The organism is Brucella sp., assembly GCF_032066345.1.
Taxonomy (GTDB): Bacteria; Pseudomonadota; Alphaproteobacteria; order Rhizobiales; family Rhizobiaceae; genus Brucella; species Brucella pseudogrignonensis.
In genome coordinates, this window is sequence record NZ_DAMBKZ010000008.1 from 42718 (window position 1) to 67724 (window position 25007).

The window sequence follows — 25007 nt, forward strand, 5'->3', positions numbered from 1 at the left end:
TAAGAGCCAACTTGGGAGGTTTGGCTTCTACTCTCAATGAGAAAATACTGATTATGTATTGTCAACAATAATATAGCGAAGACTATATGATAATATTACGAATATTTGGAAGCTATTTAATTCAAAATTAGAAACAATATGAAAACATATTGAATATAGCGCTTAAACACGCAGAAATACGGGATTTTATATTATATCATTTGGCCTTGTATGCCCGATTGTTGCCACATAACACTCATCGGCCATCTAATACTGCTTCGATCAAGGTTTTTTGCTGTTGTAAACATTCCGACAACCGAAAGCGCGTTTCCACTGTTCTGCGTGCAGCAGCACGCATCGGCAGGCATGCATCGGGATCTCGAAGCACGTTCAGAATCGTTTCCGCCAATATGTCGGTATCGTAAAATGGTACGAGAAGGCCATTTTTCCCTGCCCGGATCACCTCGCGCACCGGTGGCGTATCAGAGCCTATGATGAGCGCACCACATGCCATGGCCTCAATGACGGACCAGGACAACACAAACGGATAGGTGAGATAGATATGGGCAGTGGATATCTGGTAGAGTTTGCGCAGCTGCGCATGGGAAATGGTGCCAGGGAAAACAACCCGGTCCGGTGGCAACTCGGTTTCACGAAGCAGATATTCGCGCCACGAACCACCACCCGGCGGCGGCGTGCCGTAGCTCACTCCATCTCCACCAACAAATACGAATATCGCGTCGTTATTTTGCCGGATAACTTTTTGCGCCGCTTTCAGTGCCTGAGGGAAACCTCGGTAGGGCTCGAGATCGCGCGCAACAAATGTAATCACCCGGGATTCACCTGCCTTGAGCACGCGCCCACCCGGCAGCTCTATTGAGGCGTGCCGGTCTGGATAAAACAATTTCGTATCCACGCCCTCATGCACGACCGCAATCCGCTTCTGGGCAGATTTGGGGTAAAGGCTCTTCTGCCAGTGCGTGGGGCTGAAACCGCCATCAATACCGTCGAGCGTAACAAGCTGGGCCATATTTCGCAGGCGCAGCCGCTTTCGCGTTTCCATATCCGGTGTGTCATCAGGTGCAAAGCCGACATCCGCGCCATGCGCGCGATAGAAGAATTCGCAGTAACCCAGCGCGGGTGTGGTGGGCAGTACGTCTTTCACGAACATCATACTGCCCCAACCGATGTGACCGATCACAATGTCGGGCGCTTGGCCATGACGTGCCATGGATTCCAGGGTTTCAGCCACCCGATACCCGATCCTCGTATGATGATCGGGTATTTCAAGATATCTGGCCATCGCCCCATTTGGGCGAGGACCAGATTCTACTCGGTGGCGGATGACGCGGACCGCTGGGAGGCGACGGTCCACTGTCTCACAAATCAGGCTGACATCATGTCCACTGGTAGCCAGATTCTCGGCTAACGCAGCAAACTGGCCGAAACCGCGCCTGTGCACAAAAGCTATACGCATGTCACAAAAAGTGTCCGGTTATCGGTCGAAAAACCGCGATTCAGCATCAAATGCCATAACGCGCGGCATTGCCCCACACGAGCTCAAGCCGGTGCAGAGTCTGGTATGCGATCTCGAGATTTCGAAGATCGTCGTCGTCGCGGGCAAGCACATGGCTGTAGGTTCTGCTGGCATTTCGCAAGCTCGTACACAGCCGTTCACCCTTGTCAGTCAGACGAATACGAGCCGATCTTTTATCCCTCTGAGAGGCAACGCGATCGACATACCCGCCGTCTGTAAGTTGTTTAAGATAATAGGAAATGTTGGAACCGACATAGTGCCCGCGATCCAATAGTTCACCCACAGTGAGCTCGACATCGCCAATAGCCATCAGAACCAAGGTCTGTGCTGGGCCAACGTCTTCCACGCCCAACTTGGTAAGCTCCGTTTTCAGAAGGCTTACAAAGCGACGATTCACTCTTTCTATCATCCGGGCCAGCTCGAAATGGGTAATTACAACTGTATGAACCGGATGTCTGCGTTCCTGTTTTTCGGCGGTAACTTCAGGAAAGTCGACGGAAGTAAATCTATCGACTGATGTCTCGACTTCCACTCCCTCGTGCAGAAGTTTTTGCATCTTTAGCTCTCCATTTTTCAATTTTACTTCAAATTTTGAAGAAATTTGCAGTTATATTTATTTGGCTCCTTTCACATTTCCCCGCCATAAAAACTTTTTTCTGTCACATTCTCTGCAGTATTACTTTACTGATCTTGAGAACTAGACCACACTTTTTAGGGATATCCGCCACCTGTGACCATTACAAGGCAGATCGCGTATGAATGATACTCGCGAAAACAATCCAGTTGGCAAGAGCCCAGCGGATAAAAAAAGGCCCGACGATTCTGTAACTACGTCCAAAAGCCTTATTTTCAAGGCTCGGCGCGTTTTCCTGTCAGGCCTGCTTTATGCGGTGCTTTTGAGTGCCTGTATCAATTTGCTACAACTCACTGTGCCCCTCTATATGTTGCAGGTTCATGATAGGGTGCTGAACAGCCGAAGCATGGACACACTGACCATGCTGACGATTCTGGCCGTGGGTGCGATGCTCGTATTCGGTGTTCTGGAATACATTCGGGCACTTTCGTTTCAGGCTATGGGCAGCGCACTCGTTCGCCGGCTAAACTTGGCAGTGCTGACTGCGGCCGTGCAGGCATCGGTCAACCAAGGCCTGCCAAAAGCCACCCAAACGCTGCGCGATCTCACTGAACTGCGCAGCTTTCTAACCTCACCCGCCATCAATGCGCCGCTTGATGCGGCTTGGTCGCCGATCTTCCTTGGTGTGCTGTTCATGCTGCATCCAATGCTCGGCCTGATCGGTCTGGTCGCAGTGATCATTCTGGTTGCCTGTGGCGTGCTGACCGATCTTTTGACCCGCAATCTCATACAGGAAGCCAATCAGGCCAATGTCGAGGCTGTCGCCAAAATCGGCAGCAGCCTGCGTCATGCGGAAGCCATTGAAGCCATGGGCATGTTGCCCGCTTTGGCGCGCCGCTGGCGCACCATGCAGATGCAGGCGCTTGAAGTGCTTGATCTGGGCGGAACACGAGCCCGTGCTATGTCATCCATTGCGCGAACGGCACGCTTCATCGTGCAGATCGGCTCACTTGGCGCCGGTACGCTTCTGGCGATGCAGCAGGAGATCACGCCAGGCGCAATGATCGCTACCAGCATCATCATCGGTCGCCTGCTGATGCCATTTGACCGGATTGTTGAGAACTGGCGCCAGTGGGTCAGCGCAATTGCAAGCTGGAAACGCGTTCAATCCCTGCTTTCCGAAAACCTTGCTGTACGTCAGACAATGCCAACCCCCCGACCCAATGGTGATCTGGTTGTCGACAAGCTGATCTACGCGGCACCCGGCGTCGATGTGCCAATCATCAAAGGCATTTCGTTTTCGATCTCACCGGGCGAAGTGCTTGGCGTCGTCGGTCCTTCGGCTGCAGGCAAGTCTACGCTTGCACGCTTGCTGATCGGTATCGTTAAGCCCACGTCCGGCGGTGTTTTCCTGGATGGCAACAATGTCTATCTCTGGGAACGCGGCTCTTTTGGCGAAATCGCCGGCTATCTGCCGCAATCGGTATCGTTGCTCGATGGCACGATCAAAGACAACATCGCCCGCATGGGTGACAGTGATCCGCAGCGCGTATTGGAAGCCGCACGCCTTGCTGATGTGCACGAGATGATCGGGCGTATGCCACTTGGTTATGATACACCTGTGGGTGACGGACGACTGACGCTTTCGGGCGGTCAGCGCCAGCGTATCGGATTGGCACGCTGCCTCTATAACCGTCCGCGCATCATCGTATTGGACGAGCCGAACTCGAACCTTGATGCGGTCGGCGAACGCGCCCTGATGCGGGCCATCGAACACGCGCGCGACGACGGTGCCATTGTCATCATGATCGCACATCGCCCGTCTATCATGCAGGTCGCAGACAAGCTGCTGGTGCTCGAAAACGGTCGGATTTCGCAATTCGGCCCACGAACCGATGTGGTCTCCACACTCACCCCGGCCACGACTGGCCCTAAAATGGGAGCAGCAAGCGCATGATGGGCAAATCCGTTATTCCGCGTCGTGTTTCCAGCCTGCTCGCCCCGCGTGCAGAATCATCCGACAACAAGTCGTTGACCCGATTTGGCTCTGTTAAGCCGGAATGGGCGCATGATATCGAACAGGAAGATATGAAATCGCCGCTGCGCGGGCTGATTATCGCAGGGCTTGCAACAATCGGCGTTGCCTTTGGCGGCTTTTTTGCCTGGGCCTATTCCGCCAATCTTGGCAGTGCGGCTGTGGCACTGGGTACGGTTATTGTTGATTCCAAACGCAAAACGATCAGCCATCTCGAAGGCGGCATTCTTGATCGGCTACTGGTGCAGGAAGGCGATGTCGTCAAAGTTGGTCAGCCGTTAGTCAGGCTCGATGCAACAAAGGCGCGATCCGAACTTCAATCTCTCGAAAGCCGTCGCATCGGTTTGATTGCAAAACTTGCGCGCCTGCGTGCCGAGCAGTCTGGTGCAAAGGAAATCACCTTTCCGGAAAAATTTGCTGAAGGTGGCGAGAATGCTGAAAACGCCGTTCGCGCAGAGAACATCTTCTTTCAGAAGCGCCTCGCCCAGAAGCTGAGCAAAATCGACATTCAGCAAAAAACCATTGAGCAATATACCGAGCAGGAAAAGGCTTCGACTTCACAGATTTCCGCGACTGATCGCCAGATCGAACTGATTACTGAACAGCGCAATGCTATCGCAAGTCTTGTTGAGAAAGGCTTCGCGCAGAAATCAAAACTCACTGAAATCGATACACGTTTGAGCCAGCTTTCCGGTGATCGCGGTGAATATGCTGGCGACAAGGCAAAGGCTGGACAGGCAAAAGCCGGTGCCGAATTTGCACTGAGCGCGATTGAAAGCGACCTTCAGTCGGAAATCGCCGGCGAGATTACATCAAGTCAGGTCGAATTGTCCGATGTGCAAGAAAGGATCGTGGCAGCCAAGGATGTCATGCGCCGTGTCGAGGTCAATTCGCCACAACAGGGCATTGTTGCCAATATCCGGCTGCGGACGCCTGGCGGCGTTGTGGCTCCAGGTGAACCGATCATGGATATCGTACCGGAAAACGAACCCATGGTGGTGGAAATGAAGATCAGCCCACGCGACATCGATAGTATTTCTGTGGGGGCAAGCGCACAGATCAAACTGACAGCTTACAACCAGCGCTCAATGCCGCCGCTCGACGGCAGACTGACCTATATCGCCGCCGACCAGTCGCTCGACGAAAAGACAGATACGGCTTATTTCGTCGCCCGCGCTGAAATTACGCCTGAGGCGATTGTCGCCAATCCAACTGCACGACTTTATCCCGGTATGCCTGCAGAAATCATCATCGTTCACAAAGACCGCCGCGCAATCGACTATCTCGTGTCGCCGATTACCGACAGTCTCAATCGCGCATTCCGCGAAGATTAAACTGCATCCGGCTGCGTGCTTAACACAACAACAGCCGGATAGTCGTGAAACGTAACGAAAGAGTATTCTATAATATAACTCATCCATAGGTTGAATACGCTGAAAATACCCGCGCCGCACATGTTCCGACATGCGCGGCGTCATCATATTGAAATATATTAATTTTTCTGTCCGAACCGATCCAGTTCAAATTTTGAAGTAAATTGGATTTAAATATAATCTAAATAGAAATTATAATGATATTAAATATACATCATAATTGTGTTTACAAAACTTTAATATAAATTATTCGTAATAATTTGTTACTTACGGATGCCAAAATTGCAACAATTAATAGTGTTGCAATCCTTATTGATGCGGCGCAAACTACTACAAGCATGATGGTCGGTTTATTCCCGGCCTTTTTGTAACCCATACAGGAACACAAGGAGAAGCAGATGGCCACTTTAGAAGGCGGCGCCTACGACGACGTGTTGTTCGGTTCCCGCTTTGACGATTTCATCCGCGCTCATGGCGGTGATGATCTCGTATTCGGAGGTGATGGCAATGACACCATCTTCGGCGATGACGGGAATGACATCCTCTTCGGCGGAAATGGTGATGACCTCCTTTTCGGCGGAAACGGAAATGACATTCTGTTCGGTGATGCAGGAAACGACGTCCTAAGCGGCGGCGATGGGAACGATGTGCTGTTTGGCGGCGCTGGAGACGATGTTCTTCAGGGCGGTGCAGGCTCGGATCTTCTCTTCGGCGGCGAAGGGAATGACATTCTCTTGGGCGGCGACGGCAACGACATCCTCGATGGCGGTGCTGGAGATGACATCCTTATCGGCGGTGCCGGTAGCGACGTCTTCTTGTTCAATGGCGGCGGCGGAAACGACGTCATCCTTGACTTCAACCCAGGCGAAGACATCCTTCAGATCCAGCAGGGCATCAATGGCCTTGATGTCAATTCGGCGGATGACCTCGCAGACCGTGTCACACAGGTTGGTGGCAATGTCGTTGTCGATCTCGGCAATGGCGACACCGTTACCCTCGTGAACACCAGTGCAGAAGATATACAGGCTCATCCCGACCAGTATTTCACTGTCCACTGATTAAACGATTGAGTGCGTGCCCGGCATCCTCCCGCCGGGCACGTTCCTTCTTTAATTTTTTTCAATCTAGATTTTTGGCCCGACCCAGCCTCGTTAGCGCTGCTTCTGGCCCTGCATTTCCAACAAGAATGAAAGGGCGCTCACATTGAACCTCGACCATTCGGCGGACACTGAAAGCAAAACCGAGAACCTCTCCATTTGCCGTCTATGCGCCGACGTGGCTGTGGTCATCTGGGATGTTCCCGGCCCGGCTCGCTCCACAAACAAATGCACGCTGGAAACGCCTGTCCAGCCCGTCCCGCTGCTCAGTGTTGGCATTCCACTGGAAAATGGTGGGATGCGCATGTTCTGGGCCATGCGGACCGGACCCGAACCAATCGAATTATCGCTAAGTGCGGGTTCATTGGGACCTACAGCACAAGCAATCCTTTATCCGGCCAATGAGCTTGCAGCTTTCGACGTCAATCATGTCGTCAGCGATCTCACTTTGCCCGGCCATATCAAGCTGCTGACCAATATCCTCACAACCTGGCGCAGCACGTTCCGGCTGACGCGAAATCAGGCATTCGCATCCCTCGTGCGCGAGCTGACTTTCGCGTTAACGCCGGAACCCCGGGAAGCACAGCATTGTGGTGAACCTGTTTCCGGGCATCATCTTCTCGAAACAGCAGTTGATCCGATGCTCGGCGAAATCTCCGCCATTTACGGCATAACGCCGGGCAGCGTCATGGTCATCCCGCCGCGATTTGTGCTTGGTCAGCAGGGCCGCAATGCCTGGCAGGCCTGCCATCTTCTGGTTGAAGCTCCGCAGGATCTGCCTTCATCGCTCCTGCTTGTACTAAGCGGGCAGAAGGGTGTCGCGGTGCGCAAGATGGCAACCCGAACGGCAGAACAGAACGACTTCACCAAATGGTGGAGCAAATGGCAGAGTAACGGTGCTTTGCGGGAGTTTCTGGTTCGCCAGCTGGGCAAAATCAATGCGGCAGGGACCGCCGTTGCCATTGATTTACAGACGCGCTCGCCGCTGCCTGTCCGTCAAATTGCACAATCTGCTTCTCAGCCGGCAGCCGAAATCGATCTGGCGCTGGCATTGGATGGGGGCCTGATCGTCGGTGGCTGGATGCATGATCCTTCGGCCATGCTAGCCGATATCGAATATTTGCCTGAAGGCGGCAGTGCTCAGTCGCTCAAGCCTTATTTCCATAAGTTTGCAGGCAAAATTGCCAAGCGTGAGGATGCTCCACAAAGGGACGTGACAGGCTTTGTTGCGTGGTTGCCATCGGCAAAAAACCTTGGCCCATTGCTGCAGCCGCGTTTTCAGATGCGGCTTACCTCGGGCAGCACCGCACCACTGGTGCCTGCGCCACAACCTTTTGAACCATCCGCGCAGCGAATGCGAATCTTGCGTTCCGTCCCGCCACAACAGGCGCGACCGCATGTTTTTGAGCAGATTCTCGCGCCCGCACTCACAGAAGTTGAAAAGAAGATCGGCGCAACGGTGCGCATCACGGAAGTCAAAGAGTTTGGTGAGACGCCTGCTTCTCCTTTGGCCTCGATCGTCATCCCGCTTTACTGCAATCTCGATTTTCTGCGGTTTCAGTTCTCATCGATGGCAACTGATCCCTGGCTGATGGCCAATGCTGAATTTATCTTCGTGCTCGATTCACCTGAAATTCAGGATGACACGGAGCATATGCTGGGCGGCCTCAACATCCTTCATGATATGCCGTTCAAGCTTGCAATCATGAACCGCAATGGCGGCTATGCGCGCGCCTGCAATGCGGGCGCAAGCATCGCGACAGGCACAACAATTGTTATGCTCAATTCGGATGTGGTGCCTTCCGAACATGGTTGGTTGCAGCAGCTGATCCAGCCGCTATTCGATGAGCCGAAGCTCGGTGCAATCGGTCCGCGCCTTTTGTTTGAAGATGGCTCTCTGCAACATGCCGGGCTTTATTTCGCCCGCGATCGACAGGGCATCTGGCTCAATCATCACTACCACAAGGGTATGCCCGGCAATTATGCGCCTGCGCGCCGTGGGCGTGATGTTCCGGGCGTTACCGGCGCGTGCCTGATTACCCGCAAGGACATCTTTGATCTGGTAGGCGGTTACAGTGAAGATTACGTCATCGGCGATTACGAAGACAGCGACCTGTGCCTGAAAATTCGCCAGCTCGGTTTCCAGATTTACTACGAGCCGAGTGTTGCCCTCTACCATTTCGAGCGCCGCTCAATCCGCCGCAGCGCGGATTATATGCGCGGCCTTGCCAGCCAATATAATTCCTGGCTGCACACACAGCGCTGGAACGAAGAAATCAGTGAATTGATGGCCCCGCAACACGACGAGATGCAGCTCTCAATGCCCTCAAATGTGATCGTGGCCAAATCTGAAAGGAGCGCCGCTTGACGGAAGTGGTAATGCTGAAACAGCCAGAACCTGAAGCCAAACCAGCAATACCCGAAGAACAGATTGACTGGCTGATACAATCTGTTTTGAAGAACCGGTTTCTGCCCTCACCCGACCCGAACAGCGTGTTCGTCGGAGACGGCGATTATCGCGCCGTGGGTGCCGAGTTCCTTGGTCATTTCATCCGCAAGGGCGGGCTGAGGCCTGATTCACGCGTGTTGGATATCGGTTCGGGGATTGGCCGCATGGCCGTACCACTGACCCAGTATCTCGACACGGCGAAGGCACGCTATGCCGGTATTGATCCTGTGGTCGGTGGCGTTAACTGGTGTCGCCAGAACATCACTGCGCGCTATCCCAATTTCGAGTTCCGTCATCTCGACATTGCCCATGATCTTTATAATCCAAAAGGAAGCGTGAGCGGTCTGACCCTCACATTGCCTTTTGCGGATAGGAGCTTCGACTTCGTCATCATGACCTCAGTGGTCACGCATTTACCGCCTGACGAGGTAAAATCCTATCTGGAACAGATTTCGCGCGTCCTAGCGCCTGGTGGCAAGCTGTTCATGACTGCCTTTGTCGTAGACGACATTGCCGCTCGCGACAGGCACGGCAAGCGCGACAAGCGCCTCTCCTTTGAGCGTCACGGAACCGGCCCTTGCTGGTTTGTGCCGGAACTTCCGCCCCTTGCGGCGGTCGGCTTTGAAAACGGCTTTCTGGATCGTGCGCTTGCAGGTGCCAAGCTGGAGCTACAAACAAAATCCTTTGGACATTGGCGCGGCATCGAAGCCGATCACTATCAGGATATCTTCATTGCCTCGCGCGGAGGTGCCGCCTGATGGCCCCGCGCGTTCTCATCGCAGCCCACAATCATCCTTCGCTGCACCCCGGCGGAACGGAAATTTTCGCCCATGATCTGTTCCGCGCCTATCAGCGGGCAGGATGTGAAGCGATGTTTCTAGGTGCAACCAACAAGGTGCATCGCGAAGCGCGTCCGGGCACGAGCTTTCAGAGCATCGGCAATGGCGGCGATGAAATTCTGCTGTGGTCCGGGCACTTTGATCGCTTCTATATGAGCCAGATCGACCTATACGGCATTGTGCCGGATATTGTTGAACTGCTGCGTGACTTCAGGCCCGACATTGTGCACCTGCATCATCTGCTACTTTTGGGCGCAGAATTCCCCCATATCGTGCGCCGCACACTGCCTAATTGCCGGATTGTCCTGACGCTGCACGATTATTACCCTATCTGTCATCATGACGGGCTGATGGTTCGCACCACCGGCAAAGAACTTTGTCATGGAGCAAGTCCAGATCGCTGCCACGCCTGCTTCAAAGATATTGCGCTGGATAAATTTGTGCTTCGTGAGCGGCACATCAAATCGCTGCTGAGCACTGTCGATGCCTTTGTTTCACCAAGTGCGTTTCTTAAACAGCGCTATGTAGAATGGGGCCTTGCCGATGATCGCATTCAGGTCATCCCCAATGGTCAGCCGGAACGTCCAAGATCAACGGCTGTTTCGCATGAGCGGGCCAAGCCGACCTTTGGCTATTTTGGCAATCTCAACCCGTGGAAGGGTGCAACGGTTCTGCTTGAGGCCGCAAAGCTGCTCATTGCCGAGGGATTTGATTTCGAGCTCCGTGTTCATGGAGCAGCTCCCTTTCAGAGCGAGAGCTTTGTCAGCGAAATCGATGAGCTTTTTGCCCAGACATCTCCTGTTGTGCAGCGGCGTGGTGCTTACCGCCGCGAGGATATCGCGCAACTCATCCAATCCGTGGATTGCGCCATCATGCCTTCGATCTGGTGGGAAAACGCACCGCTCGTCATTCAGGAAGCACAGGGACAGAACCGTCCCGTCATATGCAGCAATATTGGTGGAATGGCCGAGATGATCACTGATGGCATCAATGGTCTCACCGTTCCGCCCAATGATCCGCTGGCGCTCGCCCAAGCAATGCGACGCATGGCGGAAAACCCGGACCTGCGCCAGTCGCTTAGTGAAAACGCGCGGCACCCGGACACCATCGACACCACCGCAGCACGCTATCTCGATCTGATTGGATCCTTGCGCGCGGCCCGTGTCGAGGCAGCATGAGAGGTAGATCATGAACATCGCGACCAAAATTCCATCCGAAGGGGCACAAAAGCCGGTTGAAGCACAGAGCGCTTCGCCGACAGCTCAAAGGACTGAAGCCATGAAAGGACGCGTTGACGCTATTGAAGAAGGACGCCTTTACGGCTGGGCATTTGATCCGTCCTATCCGACTGAGCGGCTCATCATTCGCGTTCTGTTGGACGACAAGCCCATTGCCGAAGCACCTGCCGACAAAGAGCGACCAGACCTCAAGCGCAATGGCATTGGCGATGGGCTGCACGCTTTCGAAGTGATGCTGCCGCAATTTGCTGCAGCCCGCGCTGGCGATCTGGTGGTCGTGGCAGCCAATGCCGCAGGCAATGAGCAAAAGCTGCGCGTTCCAAAACCTGATGAGCAGGCAGCTGAAGCGCTCATCGCAGCACCGATGACCCGCATTCTCGATAAACTCGATATGTTGATGGCTGCACAGCGGCAATTGCAGGTCAACCAGCGTTCATTGCAGCGCGCAGCGCCCACCATCGACAGTTCCGGCAATGCAGCACCAGCAGAGCTTCTCGATATAGCCGGTTCGGTTGATGCACTGCGCACCGATCTTCACCAGCGCATGACCGAACTTGATGTTCATATCATGCGGATGGATGGTGTGGTGGCGGGACTTGAACAACGCATGGAAGACGTGCGCAAGAGAAGCAGCGGTGACATCAAGGTACTTTTCGTACTGGCCGCCGTTTTGACCGGCTTTGTCGCAGGCGCGCTTCTGACGCTTGCAGTCATGCCGTAAGGACAAGCCGTATGGTGCAAGACGAACGTCCAAATTCGGCTCCAAAACAGCCCCGAACACCTGATCGCCCACCCATGATGATGGAGGGTGAAATGGTGGTCGGCAGCGTGATTGAGGACACGCTGGTTTTAGTGCTGGGTATTGGCAGTGCGACCAATGATCAGGTTACGGCCTTTCTGAATGGCGACCCTGCAATGAGTGTGAAAACAAACCTCATTACCTGGCCACTAAAAGAACCTTCGCCTGCCGGAACGCACGGTTTTGTGGCAATTGTTCCGACCAATGTGCTGCGTCGTGGCGTGCTTAAAACAATCATGTTCCAGCACCGGGCCAAGGTGGGGCGCTATAACTTTGCCTCACGATCCGCCTCCATTGCGGATTTTGTTGCAATGATTGCCGATCTGTCGGGTTCAACTCTGCCCGGCGTCATTGACGAGCTCGTGGAAGGCCTGATTTCAGGGCCAATCAGCAGGAAGAAGCTTTCAGCGATCACCGTTCTCTTACAAGCTGGAGCGCGTTCGGATGGCTGTATCGAATTGATCGGCGCCAGCGACGAAGGCGAGATTTTCGTTCAGGGCTGGGCGCAGGATTTGACACCCAGTGTCACGCGACTGCTTATCAGCGGCAAAAATTCGTCGCTCGCCGAATGTGCGATCAGTGTTTTCGCCCGCCCTGATCTCAACGAACAAGCATCCGGTTTTGCCGGGCTGCTGCTTTCCAATGAGCCGGTTGAAGCCAATGATATTGAGCGAATTCTGTTTCGCGGCAGGCGCGGCTGGCGGTTTACAGAAGTCTATGATCGCAGGCTTTTGTCTGGCTCCCGCGAGACGCCGGCCCATATCCGCGCGATCCTGCCGCGCGTTAGAAGCTCAACCGATATTTTGTTAAGGCTGCGTTCGGCAGCCAATCGCTTTGACGGCACCGATACTGTTTCGGCCCTTCCGTTTCCGGTCCGGATCGGCATCGACAATGTTTTCCGCGTTGAAGGCAGTGGACTTCTTGTTGCAGGCTGGCTGCTCGATCCCGACAGCCACGTCGAGGGTGTAAAACTGCGTCGTCATCGTGGAGAAATCCAGATCGACACAACATGGACGCGCATTGATCGCCCGGATGTGACGCGTGAATTTGACAATCAACCCCCGTTCAATGCTGGCCTTGATCCAAGCAGACATGCTCATGGCTTTGTGGCATTTGCTGCGGAACTTGATGGTGACAGTACCTCACCCTTCTACCTAGAATTATCCATCAGCGACGGGCGGCGAGCCTTCTTTCCGCTGACGCCTACGCGTGTGACCTCGCGCGATGCAATCGTGCGGCAGCTTCGCGCAACGGACCCCAACGCCTGGGCATTGCGCCACATCGTCGATCAGCAGCTGGTGCCGCTGCTGCGTGGCGTTACCCGCCCGGCACCTGAAGTATTTGGTGTGGTTGATCTGGGACCATTTGAAGATGCAATGGGGCCAGCAATCATCATCGGGATTGACGAGCGCGTCGAAGAGATCGAGCCATTGCTCGCGCTGCTTGCCCTTGATCCTGAAACGCGAATAGCACCGATTGTGATCGCAGCAGCAACTGAAATCATAGACCGCGTCGGTGTTCAGATCAGACGGCTGGCTGATTTCTATCGTCTGCGCATTCGACTTGTTTCGGCCAATGGCTCGGAAGATCTTTATGACGCGCTGGAAGTCGGCGCACGCACCGTCACCACCGATCAGGTTGTATTTCTGGCAGGCTCCCTGCTGCCGCGAAAGGCTGGCTGGCTCAACAAGCTGGTCAGTGCATATGAAACCCATAAAGACTGTGTGCTCTCTCCAACCCTTGCCTATGAAGATGATTCAATCCGCTGGGCAGGGACGTGGGTTGCAGGACCACAATCGGATCGCGCCCTCATCAGTCGTTATGCGGGCTATCCGATCGACGCCATATCCGGCATGTCGCTGACCGAAGTGGCAACGGCAACCTTTGAATGCTGCATCATGCCGCGCGAAGCATTGTTTTCTGCCGGTGGCTTCACACGAGGCTATCTCGGCACCCATGAAAAGGGCCTGGACCTTGGACTGAAGCTCAAACAATCGGGCCTGCGTTCCTATTGGCTGCCATCAGCACAGATGCTTGGTGCGGATGATACTTCTGTCACCGACAAGGCTTCAACGATTGCTTTAATTGAACGGATCGACCGCCAGGTTTTCGACGCCCGGTGGTCGGCCATTCTCGCTGGCAAGCGCAAAGTACAAATGGAGGAACCCGTATGAGCGAGAAGCTCCGCGTTCTGGTCATTTCCCACGCCCATCCGTCGATCTCACTCGGCGGCGGTGAAATTGCATCCTATAATCTGCACAAGGGATTAAACTCCATTCCCGGCGTGCAGTCAGTCTATCTGGCACGCGCGGCACACCCCATCCCGCGGCATGGGACGACTGCGCTGATGAGTATGCGTCGCGCAAGCGATGAAATTCTCTTTCATGCTGACGAGTATGATCACTTCTATCTTTCAAACAAAAACACCGACGAAATCCGCCGCGATCTGCTGCGGTTTGTGCGCGATTTCGACCCGGATATCATTCACTTTCACCACGTACTCGGCCTCGGCCTCGAAACGCTTTATGCCATTCGCGAGACATTACCGGATCGCATCATTCTGGTGACGTTTCACGAGTTCCTATCGATCTGCAACAATGACGGGCAGATGGTAAAAGCTGGCACCTCGAAGCTCTGCAATGAAGCCTCGCCAATTGATTGTCACGCCTGCTTCCCGCAGATACCGCCTGCCCGCTTTTTAAAGCGCGAACGGTTCGTGCGCGGGATGCTGGAACTGGCAGACGCTTTCGTGTCGCCCAGCGAGTTTCTGGCAAACCGCTATCGCGAATGGGGTATAAATGCTGCGAAAATGGCAGTGATCGAAAATGGGATCGCGATCACACAGACAACGCCGCCGCGCGAGCTTACCGGACCGGACCCACGGCGCAGTCGCTTTGCCTTTTTCGGGCAGATTAATCCATTCAAAGGCATTGACGTGCTTGTCGATGCGGTGTCACGCGTTCCCGAACAGGTATGGGGCGAGGATTCCCGCCTGATGATCTTTGGCGGTAATCTCGAAAAGCAACCGCCGGCATTTCAGGCACGAATGCAGAAGCTCATTGAAGAAGCAGGACCGCGTGTCCGCTTTTACGGCGCCTATCAGAATGCTGAAATGCCGCGGCTTATGCAGTCGGTGGACTGGGTTGTGATGCCTTCGATCTGGTGGGAAAATTCACCGATCGTCATTCAGGAAGCATTGCATCATCGCCGCCCTGTCATTTGCTCGAACATTGGCGGCATGGCCGAAAAAATTCGTGATGGCGAGGACGGCCTGCATTTTCGCGTGCGAAGCGCCGAAGATCTGGCTGATCGTTTTACTGAAGTGCTGAGCGATCCGAATATCTGGAACCGTCTTCATCAATCCATTCGCAAGCCTGTTCATTATGTCGATTGTGCAAGAGAGCACCTCGATCTTTATCACCAGTTGCGGGAAGCCCATCCGCGCAGGCTAAAGCCTACCGTGGATACAACCGTACTTTCACAGGCCAGCTGAGCCTGGCTCGCCTGTATCTGTTACAAAAGAAGGAATAGCCTATGGCACGCGCCCTCGTCATGATCCCCGCAGGAGAAGTGTACGATCACGACAATGTCCGCTGGTATCGTCATACCGACGTGCAGGGCAGCATCAATCACTATCACAATATCGGCGACGCCTTTGTTTTTGAATCTTCGCTGAAGCTGATGAATTACGAGAAAGCTTCCGAGCTGCCGATCACCAATTTCTCACCGGAGAAAATCGATCAGCTGCGGGAAGAATATGATTATGTGATCCTGCGTGGCTCGAACTACATAAACAAGGATATGAACTGGCGCGATACGATCCCTGTTTTGCAGCGACTAAAGCTGCCCGTCATCGCTTTTGGTGTTGGCGCACAAGCACCGGTGCGCGGTGAAATTCAGCTGTCAGAGGAAACAAAGGCGGTGCTGCGCATGATCGCCGATTCAACCGTCTCTGTTGGCGTGCGTGGGGCTTATACGGCTCAGGTTCTCAACGATATCGGAATTCAGAATGTCCGTATCATCGGTTGCCCGACGGCGTTTCGCCGTAACAATCAGCATCTGCGCATCAAACTGCCGCCGCTTGAGGAAGTGAGCCAGGTTGGTGTTACCGTGCGGCGCGAGGTTTCACCGGCTTACGCGCAGGATATTGAGCAATATCTGACCCGGCATCGCGATCTGATCCGCACAATGGCCGCACGCTTTGACATAACGCTCATGGCACAGGGCGAGATTGAAGAAAAAAAGATGGTGTTCGGCACGGCTGAACAAAAAGAAGAGGCTATCGCCGCCCTCAAGGCGCATCGCTGGACCGCTGACTGGTATTTCGATGACACAATCGAAAATCTTTATCGGCATCGCATGTTCTATTCGGATGTTGTTGCCGACTACGAGGAATTGGTGCGCAAGCAGCAATTGGTTCTGGGCTATCGCCTGCACGGAAATCTGATGGCGCTCGCTAACGGCATTCCATCGATCTATTTCACTTATGACAGCCGAACAGCGGAATTTGCCGAAACCTATAAAATCCCAAGCTATGATGTTTTCAGTGACAAGCAATTCCGTTTGGAAGATTACTGGGACCAGTCATTATTCGACAAATACAACCGCGCCTGGTTTGAGACCTACGCCGAAATGAAGCAGTTTCTCGATGAAAATGGTGTCGATAACAAAATGACCGACACCGGTCTGCCAATCGGAGAATTAAAGGTGGCTTGACGCTTATTGCGGCTTGGCCGGATCACTGGTTTTAGGCTCTTCGGGTTCCGGCTTGCTCAGATGCACTTCAAATGGAGCAATGAGCTTCTTGGGCTTGTCGCTTGGCATATCTGGCGTGAAAGGTGGAAAAGCTGCACCAGCGGTCGGAACTTTCAATGCTGCAGCATCGACGAGATCGTCGCCTGAACTTTCCACGAGCTCGACATCAGAGACGGTTCCATCCGGCGCCAGATAAAAGCTGATCTTCGGTTTGAAAACACCATCCAGCTCAAGAGGGCGCAGTTCGCGCGACAGAAGAACCCCATAACGTCGGAGGATGCGGACGACAGCGCTTTGCCATTCAGCCTGATTGGTAATCTGAGGCGCTTCCGCCTCAGATGGTGCGGCTGGTGCCGTAACACGAGGCCCTGTCTGTGCAACGGATGGCAAACTGTAGGACGTCGCGGTCAGCAAAGAACCAAGCATCATGAACAGCCGCAAACTCGTTTGATTTTTCATTTTCATGATCCTCAATGTTAGATCTTTTACCCTTGAAAGCACCGATCATTCTTATCAGCCGCGTGACCGGGAAAGACGTTATAACTATCCCTGCAATCCGAAAACCGCGTCAGCAATATCGGATTGGCTTACCTTTTCAAACGTCTCACCAACATATTCGGTCAAGAGAACGCCAACTTCTCCGATACCCAGATCATCAAGCTGATCTGGTGTGCCGAAGCCATATTCCATATGCCCACGCCCAATGATGCCGACGACAAGCGCTTCGGGCTTTTCTTCGAGATATGTCGCGATGTTGCAGGCAAAGGCCCGATCCCAGGTTTGCTGTGCACGAACAAAGCGGTCAAACTCAGGTGCGTCGGCAGGTTTTCCCTGCATGATTGGCGGCCCGCCATTGGTCAGACGCAAAAGATGTTTGCGATGCGCAAGGCTCGCCGGACGTGCCGGGGTCAGGCCATCACGATCTTCTTCCGCAATCGCTTCCCAGCCTTCTTTGCCTACACGGGTCACGAGATCGCGGCGACAATTAAGCGCCAGCATCTTGACGTTAAACTCACGGCAGAAGTGGAAAAGCGGCCAATAAAGATCTGCATCAAAGCCCCAGACCTTGCTCCATTCGGCTTTCTCCAGAAACTGCTCGGCCTCGAGCTTGCCTGCCACCCATTCATCAAGCACTGGCTGAATTCTTCTCGGAAACATCTCAAAGCCGACGGCAAGCTCATCGCGAAGGGCAAGAAGAGACGCAGAAACATTCACCTGCCAGCGATGAATATCGTGCCGATCATGCTGTTCGCCGAGAAGCACAACGCGCTTCTTGGCCATTTCATGCATGACTGACCGATGCGTGCGAACTTCTGGCGATTTTGAATCAATCCATTGCCCAGCTTGTACCGATAAAGGCTCTAAGCTCATCGAAACGCATCCTTTTTCCCCGACACGACGAGACCCGTTTGCTGACCCGCCTCATTGAGAGCGTAGAAGCGATACTCATCCCCTTCTTCTACCTCATGCCACGAAGCAACGTGGCCCGCTTTGAGATGCAGATAAAAGTCCGGTTTCATCACATTGATAAAGCCGCGGGACGGACGCACGTCCGGCATTTCGCCCGACCATTCCTGCTTGAAGGCTGGCAAGTCGAGCGCAATGCGCACCTCCGCCTTATTGCGCTGAGCTGCCGCAAAAGGCTTCAAACCGGGTTCATCATCACCGACTTCCAGCGCTTCGCCGGTACCGCGATCTTTGTCTTTGGGTGGAAGAGCCGAGAACGCAACGCCGTTCAGAGCCTGATCGAACGGTTCCGCACCATCAAAGCCGATCACGCTGCCGACCACACTCTCATCTTCAGCAAGAAGATCGATACGGGGATAGACCTTCTCCTGCATTACACTGCTACGATCTGCAATCAGCGAGGCAATTGCCGAAAGATCGATGCGCGAATGATGCTCGCTACCTGAGAAATAAATCCAGCCGTCACGAACCTCAACCTGCTCCACGACACCGATACGCTCATGTGTCGCGCCGCCACTTTTGGAGTTGATCATAAGCTTGCCCATTGAGGGCAGCGTCTTCAGAATATCAGCCGCATCGGCCAAAAGTTTCACGCGGATCGGTTGTTCGCTCATAATTTCCTCATGCAGTTTGTGGGACAGGTGCTTGCTTGCGCGTTTGGGCCGCGCCAAACGCTTCAAGATCGATCACGCTGTCGATTGAAAGATTGCCCGGCTCCCGGTGAGCCAGAATAACAATGGTCGAATTGGGAAGCTCACGTCGCAGGAGATCGAGCAACTCGGTTTCAGAAGGCTTATCCAGCGCACTCGTCGCCTCATCGAGAAAGAGCCAGTCTGGCTTCATTAACAAGGCGCGAGCAAGGGCAAGCCTTTGCATCTCGCCGCCAGATAGCGTTCCCGGCGCAATTTGCTGCGTCGATGCTGCGGGAAGAGACAGTTTCGGCAAGCCGACCTTTTCCAGGGCCGTCGCAATTTCGGCCTGATCAAACTTTTCCGCAAAAAGCGGATAGGCTACCGCATCGTGGAGAGGTGCATTCGGCATATAGGGCTTTTGTGAAAGCACCAGCATTGTCGCGTCAGGGCGGTGGAGCGTGCCGCTCGCAAAATTCCACGCGCCGGCAATAAGCCGAAGCAATGTCGTTTTTCCCAACCCCGAACGACCTCGCAACCAGACAGTTTTACCCGGTTCGATATCGAGATCCGAAATTTTCAACAGATCCTGCCCCTCTGGTGTCTTCAGCGCGACATCACGCAACTGGAGCGATGAATGTGAAGACCTTGCAACCGATAATTGTCCTTCACTACCAACAGTTTGAATCGCATTTAAGAATCCAGACAGGCGGGAGACTGCCGATACGAGTTCAGCCAATGTTTTATACTTGAATATGAACCACGACAGGTTGGTAGAAACATGCGAGAAGGCTTGCCCGAGCTGCATCAGTCCGCCAAATGTTACTGTGCCCGCAAAATATGCCGGTAAACCAAGGAAGGTTGGAATTCGGAAAATGCTGTGGCGATAGGGGAATGTGAACACGCCAAGCTGCACCTGACGGAAGACCAATCGGTACCAGTTCTCACGGACAGCAGAAAATTTATCTGCCAGGATCTGCTTCTCACGGCCTTCGCCATTCATGATAGCGATGTCACCAGCATGTTGCCGCACATGCGCCATAGCAAAGCGAAAGTCTGCTTCTTTCTTCTGTTGCTGAACGAAGGTTGCTTTCAGACGACGCCCACAGAAGTGAGTCACAAATGATGAAATGAAAACATAGAGAAAGGCTGCCCAGAGCATGTAACGTGGAATGGCTATATCAATGCCGAAGAGACTAAAGCTCAGCACATAAGTTGAGAGTCCCCACAGCACGGCAACATAAGAAAACAGGGCTATTATTGTGGTGATAAGCCCCATACCTTCCGTCAATATGTGCTTAACAAACAGCTCGCAATCCTCGGCAATACGCTGATCCGGATTATCAGGCTTCTGTCCATCTTTGCGGATCGCCAGATGCCAATAAGCTTTATTCACCATCCAAGCAGAAATAACTGTCTCCGTAAGCTTCTCACGCCAGCGGATTTTCAATGTGCCCTGAAGATATTCGCCACTAAGGCCGAGACACGTATTAGTCAGGACGATGAGCCAGAAAACCCCGATTTGATTGACGGCATCCGAAACATTGCGTTGCTCAAGAGCGTTATAAAAATCTGCAGTCCATTTGATGAGCCACAGACCTGTATAGATACCAACCAGCTCCAGTGCGAATATCAAAGCCAGAAGCAGCCAGCCGAGGACTTTCCCCTCGCCGGAATTGCAATATTTGAGCAGCTGCCAAAATTGTTTAAGCACAGTGAACATAATCAACCGATAATGACATGAGAAAGCCGGAGCAGCTTTAAACCTGCCCCGGCATGTTGATCATCAATGGCGATCAGAAACGCATCGTGGCGCCAACCTTGAAGGTGCGGCCTGGCGCAACCTGCATCTCAAGCGGATTGACATTGGCAACCGAGGACGTCTCTGGCGAATTGGCATAACCTGTCAGCGTATTTGGGAAATAGCGCTTGTCGAAGATGTTCTCGACACCGAAATTCACATCAATATGTTTGGTTGGCGACCATTTCGCATAGGCATCAAACACCGTGTAGCTCGACGGTTTGAAGGCATCTTCGTCGGCACGGCGCTTCACACCAGATGCAAAAGTTCCAACAAACTCGGTTTCAAGGTTCCAGTCTGGAATGATGTAACGCAGGCCTAGAACGGTTGTGAGTGGCGACGCACCATCAAACGGCGTCTTCTCAGATCCGGCGTCCACGCGCTGATCGCCACGCATATAAGAAAGCGCCGCATTGGCGAAAACGTTGTTGTAAACCTCGTATTCGCCCCCGAACTCGATACCCCAGACCTTCACGCTTTCCACGTTGTCGGAGGTGTATTTATCTGCTTCCCCCGGAACGCGCTGCAAGCCACGGATAAAGTCCTTGTAGTCCGAATAGAATGTGGACGCGCTGAAATAGCCTCGATTAAATTCGCCACGCAGACCAGCTTCATAGCTACGCACAAATTCCGGCTTCAGGTTCGGGTTTGGAATGACCTCAACCATGCTCGTTGCACCGATAGAGGTGGACGAAACAAAGAGCTGCTGAGCCGTTGGCATTTTGAAGCCCTCGCCATAGGAGGCGAATACCGAATAGGTATCGTCGAGCTTATAAATCGCACCGAGACGCTTGATCAGACGGGTTTCATCCATCTTTTCCGGCTCAAACCCATCAAGCGAAACATAGCCATCATCCTTGGTCGGATCGAGGGAATAGGTCGCTAGACGCAAGCCAGGTGTCAGCGTCAAACGTTCATCCAGCAGCTTGATTTCGTCCTGAACATAAAAGTCCGCACGAATTGTATCGACTTTGGGGAAATTGAAACCCTGCCGCGGCGTAACCGTCGTTACACCCGTGTTGAGATTGGTGGTGATATTATCACCATCATAATTGCTTTTGGTGATGTCGCCCGCAAAACCATAGATGACTTTATGGCTGGTCTGACCAAGATCAAATGACGATGTCAGCTGAACGTCAGCCTGTAGAAAATCCTCGCTATAATTGCGGATCTGAATGCGCTTTTCACGTCGCGGCGTTGCCAGAAGCGAGTAATTGCGGATCTGAGTGCTGGTCGTATCGCGCTTCTGCGGTGAATAGGAAATGTTCCACTTCACCTCATCCAGCCAGGACGCGCCGACGGTCCAGCGATGATCCAAAGCAAAGCGAGCGCGCTGCATTTTCAGCGAACGATCCCAGCTCTCGTTTTGATAATAGAAACTGTAATAAGCGGGCATGCTTGCATAAAGCGGATTGGCAGCACCGGAATCATACTTCTGATCGACATCGGTATTCCGCTCAAACCACTCGCCCGTCAGCTTGAATTCATGATCGGCAGACGGATTCCACTGCAGTTTCATCAAGCCGTTATAAGCGTCGGTATCCATCGGAAATGCTTTGTTGCAAGGCCAGATAGACTCACGCGGACAACCCCAGCTCCCGCCATCGGCCCGTGCCTTACGCATATCGGGCTCGGACGAGCTCATATGTCCGAAACTGCCGAGAACCTTAAAGTCTCCGGCTTCGGCCGCACCGGTGATCTGTTTGCGGAACGATTTGTCGAAGCTGTCATAGCTGAACTTGGTTTCGACAGCCCATGGCTTGGTACCATCCAGAAGATCGTCGGCATCAAGCGTCCTGAAAAACACGACGCCGCCCAACGCATCTGCACCCCATAGAACCGAGTTCGGTCCGCGCGTGATCTCAACCGATTTCATATTAAACGGATCGACAAAATCACGGCTACCATCGGTGGTACGCTCCTGAACACGCGCACCATCGACCAGAATTTGCACACGATTGCCGCCGACACCGCGAATATTGAAACTGTTGAGCTGTCCAAAAGGATTAGTGAGCGATGTCTGACGATCAACACTTACGCCCGGCTCATAGCGCACCATATCCTGAATATCACGCACCTGATGGCGGTCGAGCGTGTCACGATCAATCACGCTGATGGACATTGGAACATCAAGCAGGTTTTTGGCCGCGCGTTCCGCTGAAAGTGTGATTGTCTGCAGCCGTATCACTTCAGCGCTTTCGCCCTCGGTGTTCTGGCTCTGCTTTACGGCATTCTTTTCAGGCGAAGTCTGTGCGTGAGCCGGCATCACAGCCAACAGCGCAACAGAGGCGGCAAGAGCTTTCAACCAACGATGGTTGATCATGTTTTGGAAAGATAGAGTCCCCAGCATAGTATCCCCGAAATAGGCGTTGCATGTTCGCTGGCTTGCCTATTGGGACTTGCTGGCTAAAAGTTGAGTGAATCGCTCAATATATTATTTACAAATTGTTTCAACGATTTCGGGGCGTTGCTAACAGGAGTTGAAATTTTGAAGGTGTAGCAGAAGCAATTTTGCAACACCTAAAACAGGCAACGATAATATGTAATGCTGGCAAAAGATTCTGGAGAAATGGCTGGGGCGACTAGATCCGCAGCCAAATAAGCTTATTAACCGTCACGTTCCAACTGACACCAATCGACCACCGTCACAGGGTAATCCCGTCTGCAACTATCGGCTTCAATAATTGAATATTCTCGGCAGTATGATCGAAGAAATTTCGATGAAGTCAAACAATCTGGTAAACCTCAAATTCTTGCGATCCTGCGTCAGTCAGAAGGTGGTGTTCCAGTACCGGAATTATGTGGCGAATAGGAATGAGCAATCCTTCGTTTAACAAGTGGTGCGCAAATGTAGCGTCAGGGATGCCCCCATGCTCCGCCAGATGAAGGCTTTGGAAGATGAGGATGCAGACAGAGCTTTTGAAGAGCAGAACATGCCTAATGCACCGTCAATACCTGGCCATTCCAATATGGTCTGGTCGATGGGTTTGTTGCAGATCGTTTTGATGATGGCAGGCAATTCCAGCTGCAGAATGTTTTGGATGACTTCGATCGAGAGGGTCTCGCCATCGAAATAGATTTTTCACTACCGACAGAGTGCGCCATTCGTTGTCTGAACCAGATCGTTGAATGGCGCAGCAAACCGTATTCCATAAGGATAGGTAATGAAAACATGAAAGCCGCACTAGAAATGCATATGTCGAACGCTATAACCGAACTGTACGACACGATTGGCTCTACCAGCACTTCATTGAAATTATAGAAGAAGCTCAAAAATTCACTAAACGACGATTCCCGATCTATAACAACGAACAACTCAAATGGACGTCTGCAGTATCATAACCGCACAGAAACTTAAATTTCAGCATAATTTATACTTCTCTGCCTCGCAAGTATCAAGGGGATAAACTTGTTAAGTCGCAGAACGCAGCGCTCGGCTGGTTAGTTTAAATTTGCCGGATCGTTTCTTTCTCAAGAAAATTACCTTCAAACTTTAAACGGATTTCTTAGAGCCTGAATCATAATGAACGTAACGATATCAGGCTCTTGCGATCCTTCTCGTGAGGAATCGGATACTTGCGATGTAGATCCACGCTTCGGAGGAAGAGATGGTTTTCTCGAAGTCTTTGGCCAGTCTGCGACACCGTCCCAGCCATGCAAATGTGCGCTCGACACCCCATCGGCGTGGGAGTAATTCGAAACCTTCAGCGTGATCGGACCGCTTGACGATTTCCAGTGTAAACTTACCAACCTTTTCCAGCCTGCCTTTGAGCTTTGGTCCTGCGTAGCCACCTTCAGCAAAGATATGTCGCAACCACGGCCAACGTTTGAGAATGGTTTTCAAGATACCCAGCGCACCGTCTCTGTCCTGAATACCCGCGGAATGGATCACCAGGCCAACCATCAAATCGAGTGTGTCAACAACGATGTGGCGCTTGCGACCGTTGATCTTCTTCCCCGCATCAAAGCCTCGTATTCCGCCACTTTCGGTGGTTTTCACCGACTGGCTATCGATCACGCCAGCGGTCGGGCTGGACTGCTTTCCGGCCAGCTCGCGCGCAGCCATAACAAGCGTGTTGTTGAGGGCGCGCAACGTGCCTTCATCCCTCCACCGATAGAAGTATTTCTGCACCGTGGAAAACGGTGGAAAGTCCGTCGGCAAAAGCCGCCACGCACCACCCGAAGGAGCAATATAAAGAAGTGCGTTAACTACCTCACGCAGGTCTGTCTTTCGAGGACATCCAAGCCGTCTGGGGGCTGGCATCTATGGTTCGATGATGGACCATTCAGCATCTGTTAAATCACTTGCGTAACATGAATTCCGGCGTTCATACTGTCGGCGAGCGGTTTCAGTCCAGGCCATCGTGATCTCCATCGTATGTCAGAAATCCGATTGAATCATAACCTGCTGAAACCGCTCAACCCTTTTTGGAAC

The 25007-nt window shown here is 52.9% G+C and carries 17 protein-coding genes and 2 pseudogenes; 11 read left to right on the forward strand and 8 right to left on the reverse strand.

The features are described 5' to 3' along the window. Window positions 1–235 precede the first annotated feature (235 nt). Complete coding sequence (locus tag RT142_RS11935) at window positions 236–1456, reverse strand: glycosyltransferase family 4 protein (RefSeq protein WP_313028756.1); 1221 nt, start codon at window positions 1454–1456, stop codon at window positions 236–238. 46 nt (window positions 1457–1502) lie between these two features. Further along, the gene (locus RT142_RS11940) at window positions 1503–2072 is read right to left on the reverse strand and encodes a MarR family transcriptional regulator (RefSeq protein WP_007877300.1); all 570 of its coding nucleotides are present in this window, start codon (window positions 2070–2072) and stop codon (window positions 1503–1505) included. 199 nt (window positions 2073–2271) lie between these two features. Here RT142_RS11940 and RT142_RS11945 point away from each other — a divergent pair, with 199 nt between their 5' ends. The 10 genes from RT142_RS11945 (at window position 2272) to RT142_RS11990 (ending at window position 16636) form a co-directional block, all read left to right on the forward strand. Further along, the gene (locus RT142_RS11945; protein ID WP_079213259.1) at window positions 2272–4047 is read left to right on the forward strand and encodes a type I secretion system permease/ATPase; all 1776 of its coding nucleotides are present in this window, start codon (window positions 2272–2274) and stop codon (window positions 4045–4047) included. Beyond that, window positions 4044–5459, forward strand: a complete 1416-nt coding sequence (locus tag RT142_RS11950) for an HlyD family type I secretion periplasmic adaptor subunit (RefSeq protein WP_007877304.1) — start codon at window positions 4044–4046, stop codon at window positions 5457–5459. The genes RT142_RS11945 and RT142_RS11950 overlap by 4 nt, the downstream gene beginning before the upstream one ends. A 437-nt stretch (window positions 5460–5896) precedes the next feature. After that, window positions 5897–6556, forward strand: a complete 660-nt coding sequence (locus RT142_RS11955; RefSeq protein WP_007877305.1) for a calcium-binding protein — start codon at window positions 5897–5899, stop codon at window positions 6554–6556. 145 nt (window positions 6557–6701) lie between these two features. Continuing rightward, a complete protein-coding gene (locus RT142_RS11960) occupies window positions 6702–8963 on the forward strand; it encodes a glycosyltransferase family 2 protein (protein ID WP_313028758.1) in 2262 nt (753 codons plus the stop codon). Further along, complete coding sequence (locus RT142_RS11965) at window positions 8960–9802, forward strand: class I SAM-dependent methyltransferase (RefSeq protein ID WP_409558580.1); 843 nt, start codon at window positions 8960–8962, stop codon at window positions 9800–9802. The genes RT142_RS11960 and RT142_RS11965 overlap by 4 nt, the downstream gene beginning before the upstream one ends. Next, window positions 9802–11061, forward strand: coding sequence for a glycosyltransferase family 4 protein (locus RT142_RS11970; RefSeq protein ID WP_313028760.1), 1260 nt, complete (start codon window positions 9802–9804; stop codon window positions 11059–11061). Before RT142_RS11965 ends, RT142_RS11970 begins: the two co-directional genes overlap by 1 nt. Before the next feature lie 10 nt (window positions 11062–11071). After that, a complete protein-coding gene (locus tag RT142_RS11975; protein WP_079213264.1) occupies window positions 11072–11842 on the forward strand; it encodes a hypothetical protein in 771 nt (256 codons plus the stop codon). An 11-nt stretch (window positions 11843–11853) separates the two neighbouring features. Further along, window positions 11854–14094 (forward strand): hypothetical protein, encoded by a 2241-nt coding sequence (locus RT142_RS11980; RefSeq protein ID WP_313028761.1) that lies wholly within the window; start codon window positions 11854–11856, stop codon window positions 14092–14094. Next, a complete protein-coding gene (locus tag RT142_RS11985) occupies window positions 14091–15413 on the forward strand; it encodes a glycosyltransferase family 4 protein (protein ID WP_313028763.1) in 1323 nt (440 codons plus the stop codon). Before RT142_RS11980 ends, RT142_RS11985 begins: the two co-directional genes overlap by 4 nt. Window positions 15414–15454: 41 nt before the next feature. Continuing rightward, the gene (locus RT142_RS11990) at window positions 15455–16636 is read left to right on the forward strand and encodes a polysaccharide pyruvyl transferase family protein (RefSeq protein WP_313028765.1); all 1182 of its coding nucleotides are present in this window, start codon (window positions 15455–15457) and stop codon (window positions 16634–16636) included. A 3-nt stretch (window positions 16637–16639) separates the two neighbouring features. On the opposite strand, the gene RT142_RS11995 is transcribed toward RT142_RS11990, so the two are convergent. The 5 genes from RT142_RS11995 to RT142_RS12015 form a co-directional block, all read right to left on the reverse strand. Beyond that, window positions 16640–17134 (reverse strand): energy transducer TonB, encoded by a 495-nt coding sequence (locus tag RT142_RS11995; protein ID WP_161492467.1) that lies wholly within the window; start codon window positions 17132–17134, stop codon window positions 16640–16642. Between the two features lie 84 nt (window positions 17135–17218). Further along, window positions 17219–18046 carry a ChaN family lipoprotein gene (locus RT142_RS12000; RefSeq protein WP_313028767.1) on the reverse strand — a complete coding sequence of 276 codons (828 nt, stop codon included), beginning with the start codon at window positions 18044–18046 and terminating at the stop codon, window positions 17219–17221. Next, complete coding sequence (locus RT142_RS12005) at window positions 18043–18756, reverse strand: hypothetical protein (protein ID WP_313028769.1); 714 nt, start codon at window positions 18754–18756, stop codon at window positions 18043–18045. Before RT142_RS12005 ends, RT142_RS12000 begins: the two co-directional genes overlap by 4 nt. A 7-nt stretch (window positions 18757–18763) precedes the next feature. After that, window positions 18764–20485: an ABC transporter ATP-binding protein/permease gene (locus RT142_RS12010; protein WP_313028771.1), complete on the reverse strand. Its 1722-nt coding sequence runs from the start codon at window positions 20483–20485 to the stop codon at window positions 18764–18766. A gap of 82 nt (window positions 20486–20567) precedes the next feature. Continuing rightward, window positions 20568–22922 (reverse strand): TonB-dependent hemoglobin/transferrin/lactoferrin family receptor, encoded by a 2355-nt coding sequence (locus tag RT142_RS12015; protein ID WP_313028772.1) that lies wholly within the window; start codon window positions 22920–22922, stop codon window positions 20568–20570. A gap of 333 nt (window positions 22923–23255) precedes the next feature. Here RT142_RS12015 and RT142_RS24395 point away from each other — a divergent pair. Then, window positions 23256–23979, forward strand: a pseudogene (locus RT142_RS24395) (integrase core domain-containing protein). A gap of 131 nt (window positions 23980–24110) precedes the next feature. Here RT142_RS24395 and RT142_RS12025 read toward each other — a convergent pair. Next, window positions 24111–24935, reverse strand: a pseudogene (locus tag RT142_RS12025) (IS5 family transposase). Window positions 24936–25007: the final 72 nt, after the last annotated feature.